Source organism: Nocardioidaceae bacterium SCSIO 66511, from assembly GCA_023100825.1.
In the GTDB taxonomy this organism is placed as follows: domain Bacteria; phylum Actinomycetota; class Actinomycetes; order Propionibacteriales; family Nocardioidaceae; genus Solicola.
Window position 1 is genome coordinate 4,424,050 of record CP095846.1, and the last position, 11,862, is coordinate 4,435,911.

The following is an 11,862-nucleotide window of genomic DNA, read 5'->3' on the forward strand; positions in this document are numbered from 1 at the left end:
ACTTAGACCCCCCGAGCGGCCCCGGGTCCTCGGCTGGCAGAGGGTCGCGGATCAGGTCGCATAGCGACCGGTGCGGCGCCGGACGTACGCGATCGTGACCGCCGCGAGCAGCGGCCCCCACAGGACGAGCGGCGCGTAGGCAACACTGGCCACCAGGAACTGCCAGTCGAACTCGGCGAACGGGTTCTCAGGGGAGATGTCGGTCCATTGGATCGTCTTGTGGAAGAACGACGTGAACGTCGTCCACGCCCACAGCGGCGTCAAGATCAACGATCCGAGGACTGCCGGGATGACTGCGAGACTGATCGGCACCCGACGACCTCGCAGACCGGGCAGCCAGCGCGGAAACACCTCACCCCAGCGCGCGACCAGCCCGATCGCGGTGAAAGCGAGCAGTTCGGACAGGATCGAGAGCAGTACTACGTACAGTCCGAGCGGAATCCATGCCGGAAGGTCACCGTTGACGTCGGCACCCGCGGGCGCGGGGTCAACCAGCGGCACATGGAACGTGAACGTCAGGATCCGCCAGATGCTGCTGCCCACCACCACGAACGGGATGGTGTACGCGGCGATCCGCGCCCATCGGGGCACACCGGCGACCGCGGCATGGGCCGATCGCCACGCGGTACGCACGCGCCCGCGCCGATCGCTGGACCGAGGGGGGATGGAGACACTCGCATCAGTTGACATGCCACGAATCTCGCACCGCGCCAACACGTACGGATCGCCCGAGCAGATGAGGTTCGTCCCACCAGGGAGGGATCTGGCGCTTCGCCGTCGGGTCAGCCCAGCACTTCGCGGTAGACCTGCATCGTGCTCTCCCCGACGGCATCCCAACTGAACGACTCGACCGCCCTCCGCCGCCCGGCCGCTCCGTACGCCGCCGCACGTACGGGGTCCGACAGCGCCTCGGTGAGGGCTGCGGCCAGATCGCGTTCGAACTGTTCAGGATCTGCGGGTGTGCCGGTGCCGTCACCGAGCTGTTCGATCGGCACCAGCCATCCCGTCTCGCCGTCGGCCACCACCTCGGGAATGCCACCGGTAGCGGTTGCCACGACTGCCGTCTCGCAGGCCATCGCCTCGAGATTGACGATGCCGAGCGGTTCGTACACCGACGGGCAGACGAACACCGTCGCGGCCGTCAGCATCGCGACGACGTCTGAGCGCGCGAGCATCTGTGGAATCCAGACGACGTTCTCATGAGTCTCACGCAGCTCGGCGACGAGCGCTTCGACTTCCCGCTCGACGTCGCGGGTGTCCGGCGCGCCGGCGCAGAGGATCAGCTGGGTGTCCGTCGGAAGCAGTCGCGCGGCGCGCAACAGATGTGGCAGACCCTTCTGTCGCGTGATCCGGCCGACGTACACGACGCTCGGCAGATCCGGATCTGCGCCGAGCGCGCGAACGCGGGCCCGCTCGGGAGACGGGGTCCAGGCGTCTGTATCGATCCCGTTGCGGACAACGACGACCTTCGTCGGGTCGACGTCGGGATAGCAGCGAAGGACATCGGCACGCATCGCGTCGCTCACCGCGATGATCCGGGCGGCGTTCTCGTACGCCTGCCGCTCCACCCAGGAGCTGACTGCGTAGCCGCCGCCCAACTGCTCGGCCTTCCACGGTCGCAGCGGCTCCAGACTGTGCGCAGTCACGACATGCGGCACACCGTGCAGCAGGGATCCGACGTGACCGGCGTGGTTCGCATACCACGTATGCGAGTGCACCAGGTCCGTACCGGCGCAGTCGTCGATCATGGTCAGATCCGTTGCCAGCGTGCGGATCGCGGCGCTCGCATCGGCGAGTTCGACCGGTGTGAGGTATCCGGTCGTACCCTCCTCATCACGCGGGTCGCCGAAGCACCGCACCCGCAAGTCGACGTCGTCACGCGCGCGCAGCGCACTCGCCAGCTCGGCAACGTGCACGCCCGCCCCGCCGTACACCTCCGGCGGGTACTCACGGCTCAGGATGTCGACTCGCATAGCCTCTCCTCACGGCACGACCCGTTCGGCCAACGTTAGTGCTTCGAACGTGCTCGCGTCCTGACAGTGCTGGGAGTGCACGCGTCGGCCTTCGGTGCGACTACCCGACCGCCCGATTCCTCGTCGCGTTCGGCTCTCGGCTTCCCTCGGTGCGACCACCCGCCTGCCCGATTCTCGGCGCTGTCGGCGTTGCCCGCTTCCTTCGGCCGGGCAAAAGACGGGGCGACGCGCGGAGCCGCCACTTCGGTTCGGTTGCTTGGCGGCTCTCCCGTCACCTTGACATTGGATCGGGGTAAAGTTTGGATTCGGTGTCACTTCCGTACCGGTAGTCGCTGGCGTACCAACGAGTACGGCAACGTGTCACTTTGCACGGCGTCTCTGCCGTGCAAAGTGGAGTTTCACCATGTTTACTTGGTAAAGCGCCACCCCCCGCAAAAGCCAACCGAAATGGGAAAAGCCGGCCAGCAACCCGAGGTCGTAGCTGCGGCTCCCGCGTCGCCGCGTCTATTGCCCAACCGTCGCAGTATGGAAAGCCGACAGCGAAGCCGAGCGGGCAAGCGGGTAGTCGTACGGCGGACGGGGAAGGCCGACAGCGAGCGGACCAGGGCAGACGGGTAGTCGCACAGTAGGAAGCGGAAGCCGACTGCGACGAGAACCGAAGCGGCGGACAGTCGCCCGACGAAGCGAGTCGGCCACCCGGGCGCTATGCGCATTAGTCTCGTCTCCGTGAGCCCACGTACGCGCAACCCCAAGGTGCTCGCGATCGTCCTTGCCGGTGGCGAGGGCAAACGTCTGCTGCCGCTCACTGCCGACCGCGCGAAACCCGCCGTGCCATTCGGCGGTACGTACCGGCTGATCGACTTCACGCTGTCGAACATCGTTAACTCGGGGTACCTGCAGGTCATCGTCCTCACCCAGTACAAGTCGCACAGCCTGGACCGGCACATCAGTACGGCCTGGCGCCTGCCGACGATGCTGGACAACTATGTCGCACCCGTGCCGGCGCAGCAGCGGGTCGGGAAACATTGGTACCTCGGTAGCGCCGATGCGATCTATCAGAGTCTCAACCTGATCCGCGATGCCCGCCCCGACCTGGTATTGGTTGCGGGCGCCGACCACGTGTACCGCATGGACTTCTCCCAGATGGTCGCTGCGCACTGTGCGTCCGGCGCATCCGCAACGGTCGGTGCGATCCGGCAGCCGATCGAGCATGCCGGGCAACTCGGCGTGATCGAGGTCGACCCCGCCGACCCGACCCGGATCGTGGCGTTCCGAGAGAAGCCGGAATCACCCGTACCACTTGTCGATACGCCACATCACGTACTCGCGTCGATGGGCAACTACGTCTTCGACACCGATGCCCTCGTCGAGGCGGTCAGTGCCGACGCGCATGCCCATGCCACGGCGCACGACATGGGCGGCGACATCGTGCCGACCTTCGTCGAACGCGGAGAGGCTGCGGTCTACGACTTCCGCGGCAACGATGTCGCCGGTTCGTACAACCGCGACCGCGACTATTGGCGCGACGTCGGCACGCTCGAGGCGTACCACGCAGCACATATGGATCTCGTCTCACCGCTGCCGGTTTTCAACCTCTACAACTATGAGTGGCCGACCTACACGCACTACGGGCCATACCCTCCGGCGAAATTGGTCCACGGCGCCAACGGCGAACCTGCTCGTACGGAGGACTCGATCGTGTCGGCGGGCGCCGTCATCACCGGCGGCACCGTACGAGAGTCGGTGCTGTCGCCGCGCTGCTTCGTCGATGCCGACGCGCTTGTGACCAACTCGGTGCTTCTCGACGACGTGTACGTGGGCAAGGGAGCCCAGGTCCACAACGCGATTCTCGACAAGTCGGTCAACGTACCCGCTGGGATGCGGATCGGCTCGGACCCCGAGGCCGACCGCGCCAACGGGCTGTACGTCGGCGGGTCGGGCCTCATAGTGGCAGAGAAGGGGCTGCCGCTCGGTCAGCCCCTCGGCGGGAACAACTGACGGTCCGGCTTGCACACGGTGCCCGCCTCGGGCAGGTTCTGCCCGAGCAGGTAGTCGGCCATCTTGTCGGTCACGCACCGGCTTTGGCCGATCGCGCCGTGCCCCCAGGTGTCGAGCATCAACAGGCGTGACTTCGCGAGTACCCGGTTCGCTGCCCGCGCCCCGCTGATCGGCGTGGCGGGATCGTGCGAGTTACCGATGATCAACACCGGGGTCGAGGTCTTCACCCGCCACGGTCCGTGGAAAGCATCGGCCGACGAGCCCGGCCAACCGGCGCACAGCGACGAGCTCCAGGTCCAGAGTCGTCCGAACCAAGGCATCGTGTAGTCATCGCGCTTACTCGCCCTGATCCAGGCGTTCGGCCGCTTGGGGTTGGCCGTGTCGGAGCAGGCGACCCCGGAGAACGCATCGGAGAATCCACGCGCCTGCGGCCCAACCTGCGGCGCGGCGTACGGACCGGGCAGCTCCCTGCGAATGGCGCGCAGCCTCTTGGCCAGACGCTGGACGTCAGCGGACGCCTGCGCATGCAGGCGCGAGCCCGGTTTCGCCTTCGACGTGCGATAGAGACGCTGTGTGTAGCGCATCAGGGAGCGATAGCTCTGACGCGCGTACAACCCGCTGAGCACATCGCCGACGATGGACTCGTAACGCACGTGCTGCTTGCCGACGACGAGCTTGCCCTTGCGCGCCTTGCGGATGACCGCGCGCCACATGTGCTCGACGTCGCCCGAGGCTCCGCAGCGCTTCTTGCCGACCCGAGCGCATTCGTCGAGCGCCGACATCCAGGCCTCGTACGCGCCGTAGCCACTTCGCAACCGGGTCGAGAACGGCAGCTTGCGACCGGCGTCTCCACGGCCGGTCGACCAGGCGACCGGGTCGAGCACACCGTCGAGGATGACTGCGCGTACTCGGTCGGGGAACATCGCGGCGTACGTCGAGCCGAGGTAGGTGCCGTAGGAGACGCCGTAGTAGGTGAGCTTGTCGTCACCGAGCGCTTGCCGGACAAGATCCATGTCGCGGGCAGTGTCGGCCGTCGACATGTGGTCGAGGAGGGCGTTCTTGTGCTTCGCGCAGAAGGCTCGCAGATCGTTGTCGGCCTTAATCCACTTGCGTTCGGCCTTGCGCTTCAACGGGAACGGTAGCGGTGGCCAGCCCGGCGCGTGGTGCCATTTGCCCTTGCACTCGGCGATCGCTGACCCGCCGACGCCTCGGGGGTCGACTCCCACGATGTCGAAGCGTTGTCGTACCGACTTGCCGAACAGGTTGATCGCGTCGAACACGAACCCGCTCGAGCTTCCGCCCGGACCGCCGGGGTTGATGAACAGCGATCCGATGCGCTGTTTCGGCTTCGTCGCACGATGACGCTGTACGAATACCTTCGTCTTCGGGCCGTCGGGGTTGTCGTAGTCGAGCGGCACCCGCACGTTGGCGCAGTCGAACTTCTTGGCGAACTCGCACTTGTGCCAGTTGATATCGGGCACCGGCGCGGCGACCTGATCGGGCGACGCCGTAGGTGCCGCGGAGCGCGCCGTGGTGGGCGCGGCGAGGAGTGAGCCGGCCAGCCCGATCGCCCCGAAAACGGCAGCGGCGCGTACGACGAGATGCTTCATCAAGACCCCCGTTGTCGACAGTGTTCGCACCCTATCGGGGCCCGGGGTCGTTACGCTGCTTCGGTGAGCAATCTCGAGCGAAATCCAGCCGAGTCCGTTTGCGGCAGCGACTCACCCGACGGACCAACGGTCGATCTGCTATCGGGGCGGCTGGTGCCGCTGAGCGCTCGCCGCCCTCTACAGGGCACTGCCGACGGATCACAGCAGGCCCGCGACGAGACGATCGTCAACCGGATGCTCCCGCAGCGTCACCGCCGGATGATCGGCGCCTGGTGCTTCGTCGACCACTACGGCCCGGACGACATCTCCGCAACGAGCGGCATGCAGGTCGCGCCGCACCCGCATTCGGGTCTACAGACGGTGAGCTGGCTGTATGAAGGTGCCGTACACCATCAGGACAGCATCGGTAGCGACCAGCTGATCGATCCCGGCGGTCTCGGCCTGATGACGGCGGGCCGGGCGATCTCGCATTCCGAGGCATCGCCCGATCAGCGCCCGGCGATGCTGCACGGCATGCAGCTGTGGGTCGCACTCCCGGACGCGAGTCGATCCGGTGAGCCCGGGTGGGAGTACCACGAGGAGCTACCGGGAGGCTCCTTCGGCGATGCACAGGTCCGCGTACTGCTCGGCGCGCTCGGTGACGTCGAGTCCCCGGCGACAACGCACACCCCGATCCTAGGAGCAGAGGTACGCCTCGACGGCGAGTCGGCGCTGCCGTTACGGAGCGACTTCGAGTACGGGATCGTGGTCGCGACGGGCTCGGTCGAGATCGAGGGCACCACGGTCGAGCCGGGTTCGCTCGCGTACCTCGGACGCGGGCGTACGGAGCTGGCGGTGGCCGGAGAGGCGGTGTTCCTACTGCTGGGCGGAGAGCCGTTCGAGGAAGAGCTCGTCATGTGGTGGAACTTCATCGGACGCAGCCACGCCGAGATCGAGTCGATGCGCAAGGCCTGGTCGGAGGGCTCCGACTACGGAGTTGTCGACTCCTTCGACGGCTACCGGATTCCCGCGCCGCCGATCCCCGACGTGTCGCTGCGTCCCCGCGGTCGAAGGGGCTAGTGCCGGATGAGCGCCCGTACGTACCGGAGCGAGCACACCGGCGGCATCACGAACGGCGCAGTGTCGTTCTGGTACGACCAGATCGGCGTACCCGAGCGCGGTGAGGAGCTCCCGGGCGACCGCACTGCCGACGTCTGCATCGTCGGCGCAGGTCTCACCGGGCTGTGGACCGCGTACTACCTCGCGAAGCAGCAGCCCGATCTGCGGATCGTCATGCTGGAGAAGGAGTTCGCCGGGTACGGAGCATCCGGGCGCAACGGCGGCTGGCTTTCGGCCGAGCTCGCCGGCAATCTCGACCGGTACGCCGAGACGGGCGGGCGCGACGGAGTCCTGCGGCTCGTACGCGCAATGGAGTCCGCGGTCGACGAGGTCATCGGCGTCTGCGAGGCCGAGGGAATCCACGCCGACATCGTCAAGGACGGCGTGCTCCACGTCGCCCGCTCCGAACCCCAGCTCGCCCGCCTGGACGCCACGCTACGAGCCAACGCCGGCTGGGGCATCGACGAGTCGCATGAGCGTCGACTCAGCCGCGGTGAGGTACGCGATCGGGTGCGGGTCGAGGGTGCGCTCGGCGCCGTGTACAGCCCCCACTGTGCCCGGGTGCAGCCTGCCAAGCTCGTACAAGGCATCGCATCCGCCGTTCGCGCTCTCGGGGTCACCATCTACGAGGGCACTGAGGTGACGGCCATCGAGCCCGGCCGCGCGATCACCCGCAACGGTGTCGTAAGCGCGGATCACGTCTTGCGTTGCCTCGAGGGATACACGGCGAGCATCGAAGGCCAACGGCGGGAGTGGCTGCCGATGAACTCCTCGATGATCGCGACCGAGCCGCTCCCGCCGGCGGTATGGGACGAGATCGGCTGGACCGGCGCGGAGCTCGTCGGTGACGCCGCAAACGCGTACAGCTATGCGCAGCGCACGGTTGACGGGCGCATCGCCATCGGCGGACGCGGGGTTCCTTATCGTTTCGGCTCGCGTACCGATGTCGACGGGGTGACGCAGGCACAGACCATCGAGTCCCTGCTCGCGATCCTGCACAGCCAGTTTCCGGCGGCTCACGGCCTGCCGATCGCGCACGCATGGTGCGGAGTGCTCGGCGTGCCCCGCGACTGGTGCGCGAGCGTCGCCGTCGACCGCGATACAGGACTCGGCTGGGCGGGCGGATACGTCGGCAGCGGCCTCACCACGACGAACCTCGCCGGCCGCACTCTCGCGGACCTCGTTCTCGGCCAGGAATCCGAGCTCGTGTCGTTGCCCTGGACCGGTCGACAGGTACGGCAGTGGGAGCCAGAACCCCTGCGCTGGTTGGGAGTTCAGGCCATGTACGCGCTCTATCGCGAAGCCGACCGCCGCGAGGCGGCAGGGCTCCGGAAACCGAGCCGGATCGCCCGGTTCGCGAACCTGTTGACCGGTAGGTGAACCCCCGTCCCACGTTTGTTGCCTAAAAGTTATGGTGGCGGAATGATGAGCAAGATCGGCCGCAATGGCGCGGCCAACCGAGTAGCCGTCATCGGCGGCGGAATGGTCGGACTCTCGACCGCATGGTTCCTCCAGGACCGCGGCGTCGAGGTCACGGTTTACGAGCGCGACCACGTCGCAGCGGGCTCCTCGTGGGGTAACGCGGGCTGGCTCACGCCGGCCCTGACCGTGCCCCTCCCCGAGCCCGCCGTATTGACGTACGGCGTCAAGGCGGTGCTCAGCCCGAGCTCGCCGGTCTACGTACCCGTGAGCGCCGACCCGGGCCTGATCCGATTCCTCTCGGGGTTCACTCGGGCGAGCACGGCTCGCCGTTGGCGACGCAGCCTGCGCGCGTACGCACCGATGAGCCGACGTGCATTTGACTCGTTCGACCTGCTCGCGAAGGGCGGCGTCGAGTCGCCGATGCGCGACACCGACTCTTTCCTCGCCTGCTTCACCGACTCCAAGGCTCGCGAGCACCTCGCCCATGAGCTCGACGAGGTACGCGAGTCCGGGCAGGACACCTCGTACGACCTGATCGACGGCGACGAGGCGCGACGGATCACGCCGGCACTGTCCGAGAACGTCGAAGCAGCGATCCGCATCCACGGTCAGCGCTTCATCAACCCGCCCGAGTACATGGCGGCGCTTGCCGCGTCGGTACGCCAGCGCGGCGGGACCATCCACGAGGGCGTCGGCGTCAGCGAGATCCGCGACGACGACGCGGGCGTCGTACTCGACCTCGGCGGCCAGACTCAGCGCTTCGACGCGGTCGTCGCCGCCACCGGCACCTGGCTCGGCAAGCTGGCGCGCCCGTTCGGCGTACGCCGGGTCGTACAGGCCGGGCGTGGGTACAGCTTCACGGTTCCGGCCGATGCCCTCCCCGAGCATCCCGTGTACCTCCCCGATCAGCGGGTGGCGTGCACGCCGCTCGGCGACCGACTGCGCGTCGCCGGGATGATGGAGTTCCGGCGGCCCGAGGTGCCGGTCGACCCGCGCCGGATCGAGGCAATAGTCGCCGCGGCGCGACCGATGTTCGGCCCCGGCGTCGACTTCGACGACCGGCGCAACGAGTGGGTCGGTTCGCGGCCGTGCACCGCAGACGGGCTGCCGTTGATCGGCCCGACCCGCTCACCGCATGTGTTCGCCGCGGGCGGTCACGGGATGTGGGGCATGGTCCTCGGGCCGCTGACGGGTGAGCTGATCGCGGAGACGATCACGACCGGGCGTACACCTGCCGAGCTCACACCGTTCGACCCGCTGAGGTGAGATGCGGACATATGCCTTGAGGCGCGCCGGTTCCCGGACTCTAGAGGTCGGGACGGGGTAGCAGATCGAGCTCACGCATCCGGATGGTTGCCGTGAGCCGATCGTGCACATCGAGTTTCGCGTACGCATGCTCCAGATGCTTGCGCACCGTGGCGCACGAGATCCCTAGTCGGCGCGCGATCTGGTGGGCGGTCATGCCGCCCGCCAGCAGCCTCAGTACGTCGAGCTCCCGGGTCGTCAACGTGACCCGCTGCGGCGGCGTGGCTGCCACCGGACGAAGGTGCGCAAGGATCAGCTCGAGTGCCGACGCGAGGTACTGCTGACACGCCCCGCACTCGCGGATCTCAGGAGCCTTCGCGAGGCGATCGACGAGTTCTTGCAAGCGCTCTGAGGGCCCGTCTACGGCGGCCGGTTCGGCCAGCTGCCGCCCGGCCCTTGTGCTCGAAGTCTGCGTTGTAGCAGTCATATTCGCCCTCCCCGCTACGCCGAAAAGCGTATAGCGATGCCGCCCGCCGCTGCGTACCTTTCGAGAAATGGCGCGCAACTCGGGCCGTTTCGTGACCGATAGCGCATCAACGCTCACCCCTTGGAGTCTCGATGAACACCAAAGTCCTTTACACACGGGTGATTCCGTGTGCCCTGGGCGTGGTCGCGCTCGCCGTACCAACCGTCACGGCAACAGGCGCGGACCAGGCACCGCCCCACTCGCTGAAGGCCGCGAAGCACAAGGTCATCGCGGACAAGCTCGACAATCCGCGCCAGCTCTCGCTCACCCCGAACGGGAACCTACTCGTCGCGCAGGCGGGCCACGGGTCGTACGACCCCGCCGACTGTGTCGGCGAGGGCGACGAAGCACAGTGCGTCGGCAGCAGCGGCAAAGTCACGGTCGTCAAGAAGGGCAAGAAGTGGAGCCCGATGCGGCATCTGCTCTCTGCGGCCGGACCGGACGGAACCTTCGCGGTCGGCAGCGACGGCGCGAGTAAGCGACCCGGCGGGCCGTACTACGCGATCATGACGTACGCACCGCCGGACCTCATCCCGGAGGGCGTACCCGGTAAACAGGCCGGCAAGCTGATGGCACGCCGAGCCGGCGGCAAGATGCACATCGTCGCCGACATCGCCAAGTACGAGAAGAACCACGACCCCGACGGCGAGGGTTTCGACTCGAACCCGTACTCCGTGCTCGCGCTGCGCAAGCACGTCCTGGTGGCAGACGCCGCAGGCGACACGATCTACCGGGTCCGCAAAGGCAAGATCCGGGTGTTCCACAAGATGAAGGAGTACGGCAAGAAGGTCGACGCCGTACCCACCTCACTCGCCGTGGACCGGCGTACCGGCAACATCCTGGTCGGTGAGCTGCACTCGGAGATCCCCGGCAAGGCCAAGGTGTGGTCGCTGTCGAAGAAGGGCAAGGTCGTACGCACCTGGAAGGGCTTCACGACCGTCACGGGTGTCGCCCGGACGAAGAACGGCACGCTCTACGTGAGCGAACTGTTCGGCGGTAAGTGTGGGTTCGACCAGATCCCGACCTGCTTCCCGGGCAGGGTCGTACGCGTTGCTCCGAACGGCAAGCGCCGTACGTACGCAGTGCCGTTCCCGGCCGGCGTCGCAGTGAAGAACGGCAAGCCCTACGTCGCCGCCTTCTCCATCGCTCCGGCAACGGGCGCGATGGGCAACCCGGCATGGAACGGCCAGATCTGGCGCCTCCGCTGACGGCACCGAGGTGAGGACTCCGCCGGGGCAGGGGTCCTCACCTCATGGTCGGAGCCGATGGAGAGGGTGGATATGACATCGCTTCGCAAGACCGCGGCAATCGCTGGTGCGTGCTACCTGATCACCTTCGCGAGCTCGATCCCGGCCCTCGCGCTGCACGGCCCCGTGCTGGACGACCCCGATTTCATCCTCGGAGTGGGATCGGTCGACCGGGTGCTCTGGGGAAGCGCACTCGACCTGGTCAACGGCGTAGCCGCAGTGGCGACCGCCGTCGCGCTGTTCCCGGTGGTCAAACGGCAGAACGAGGGCATCGCCCTCGGCTTCGTGACGTCACGACTTCTCGAGGCGGCCGTGGTCTTCGCGGGCGTGGCGGCCATGCTTGCCGCTGTCACGCTGCGCCAAGATCTCGACGGAGCAACGGGTACGGACGCTGCAGCCCTCGAGACGACCGGACGGTCGCTGATCGCGTACCACGACTGGACGTTCCTGCTCGGTCCCGGATTGATTCCGGGAATCAACGCGCTGCTACTCGGCTACCTGATGTACAGGTCGAGATTGGTCCCGCGGGTGATTCCGGTAATCGGGCTCATCGGCGCACCGTTGCTTCTCGCCTCGGCGATGGCGACGTTGTTCGGCGCGTACGACCAGGTGTCGTCAGCCGCAACAATCGCGGCGCTCCCGGTCGCCCTGTGGGAGTTCTCGCTGGGGTGTTGGATGCTGTTCAAGGGCTTCCTGCCGAGCTCGATCATCGCGACGGACGGGGCCCGCGCCTGATACGCGCA

The 11,862-nt window shown here is 67.2% G+C and carries 10 protein-coding genes; 6 read left to right on the forward strand and 4 right to left on the reverse strand.

Going from position 1 to position 11,862, the window contains the following annotated elements; translation table 11 throughout:
- Positions 1–51 precede the first annotated feature (51 nt).
- Entirely contained in the window at positions 52–690 is a 639-nt protein-coding gene (locus MU582_20985) for a hypothetical protein (protein ID UPK74879.1), read from the reverse strand.
- Positions 691–782: 92 nt separating this feature from the next.
- Complete coding sequence (gene glgA, locus MU582_20990) at positions 783–1,973, reverse strand: glycogen synthase (protein UPK74880.1); 1,191 nt, start codon at positions 1,971–1,973, stop codon at positions 783–785.
- Between the two features lie 726 nt (positions 1,974–2,699).
- Between glgA and glgC the strand changes: the two genes are divergently transcribed.
- On the forward strand, positions 2,700–3,971 hold the full coding sequence (glgC, locus tag MU582_20995; GenBank protein UPK74881.1) for a glucose-1-phosphate adenylyltransferase: 1,272 nt from the start codon (positions 2,700–2,702) through the stop codon (positions 3,969–3,971).
- Here glgC and MU582_21000 read toward each other — a convergent pair.
- On the reverse strand, positions 3,947–5,581 hold the full coding sequence (locus MU582_21000) for an alpha/beta hydrolase (protein UPK74882.1): 1,635 nt from the start codon (positions 5,579–5,581) through the stop codon (positions 3,947–3,949). The two genes, glgC and MU582_21000, sit on opposite strands and share 25 nt — an antisense overlap.
- 63 nt (positions 5,582–5,644) lie before the next feature.
- Between MU582_21000 and MU582_21005 the strand changes: the two genes are divergently transcribed.
- Genes MU582_21005 through MU582_21015 form a run of 3 tightly spaced genes read left to right on the forward strand, consistent with a single transcriptional unit; the run spans position 5,645 to position 9,367 of the window.
- Entirely contained in the window at positions 5,645–6,640 is a 996-nt protein-coding gene (locus MU582_21005) for a pirin family protein (GenBank protein UPK74883.1), read from the forward strand.
- A gap of 6 nt (positions 6,641–6,646) precedes the next feature.
- Entirely contained in the window at positions 6,647–8,059 is a 1,413-nt protein-coding gene (locus MU582_21010; protein UPK74884.1) for an FAD-binding oxidoreductase, read from the forward strand.
- A 42-nt stretch (positions 8,060–8,101) separates the two neighbouring features.
- Positions 8,102–9,367, forward strand: a complete 1,266-nt coding sequence (locus MU582_21015; GenBank protein ID UPK74885.1) for an FAD-binding oxidoreductase — start codon at positions 8,102–8,104, stop codon at positions 9,365–9,367.
- 40 nt (positions 9,368–9,407) lie between these two features.
- Here MU582_21015 and MU582_21020 read toward each other — a convergent pair whose 3' ends face one another.
- Positions 9,408–9,833, reverse strand: a complete 426-nt coding sequence (locus MU582_21020) for a LuxR C-terminal-related transcriptional regulator (GenBank protein UPK74886.1) — start codon at positions 9,831–9,833, stop codon at positions 9,408–9,410.
- A 131-nt stretch (positions 9,834–9,964) separates the two neighbouring features.
- Between MU582_21020 and MU582_21025 the strand changes: the two genes are divergently transcribed.
- Positions 9,965–11,080, forward strand: coding sequence for a ScyD/ScyE family protein (locus MU582_21025; protein ID UPK74887.1), 1,116 nt, complete (start codon positions 9,965–9,967; stop codon positions 11,078–11,080).
- A gap of 72 nt (positions 11,081–11,152) precedes the next feature.
- Positions 11,153–11,854, forward strand: coding sequence for a DUF4386 domain-containing protein (locus MU582_21030; protein UPK74888.1), 702 nt, complete (start codon positions 11,153–11,155; stop codon positions 11,852–11,854).
- The last annotated feature ends 8 nt before the right edge of the window (positions 11,855–11,862 follow it).

Bases quoted from the DNA above. Each gene is read 5' to 3' on its own strand.
- MU582_20985 (UPK74879.1), bottom strand. From the start codon at position 690: ATGTCAACTGATGCGAGTGTCTCCATCCCCCCTCGGTCCAGCGATCGG.
- MU582_21025 (UPK74887.1), top strand. From the start codon at position 9,965: ATGAACACCAAAGTCCTTTACACACGGGTGATTCCGTGTGCCCTGGGC.
- MU582_21020 (UPK74886.1), bottom strand. From the start codon at position 9,833: ATGACTGCTACAACGCAGACTTCGAGCACAAGGGCCGGGCGGCAGCTG.
- MU582_21030 (UPK74888.1), top strand. From the start codon at position 11,153: ATGACATCGCTTCGCAAGACCGCGGCAATCGCTGGTGCGTGCTACCTG.
- MU582_21015 (UPK74885.1), top strand. From the start codon at position 8,102: ATGATGAGCAAGATCGGCCGCAATGGCGCGGCCAACCGAGTAGCCGTC.
- glgA (UPK74880.1), bottom strand. From the start codon at position 1,973: ATGCGAGTCGACATCCTGAGCCGTGAGTACCCGCCGGAGGTGTACGGC.
- MU582_21000 (UPK74882.1), bottom strand. From the start codon at position 5,581: ATGAAGCATCTCGTCGTACGCGCCGCTGCCGTTTTCGGGGCGATCGGG.
- MU582_21010 (UPK74884.1), top strand. From the start codon at position 6,647: ATGAGCGCCCGTACGTACCGGAGCGAGCACACCGGCGGCATCACGAAC.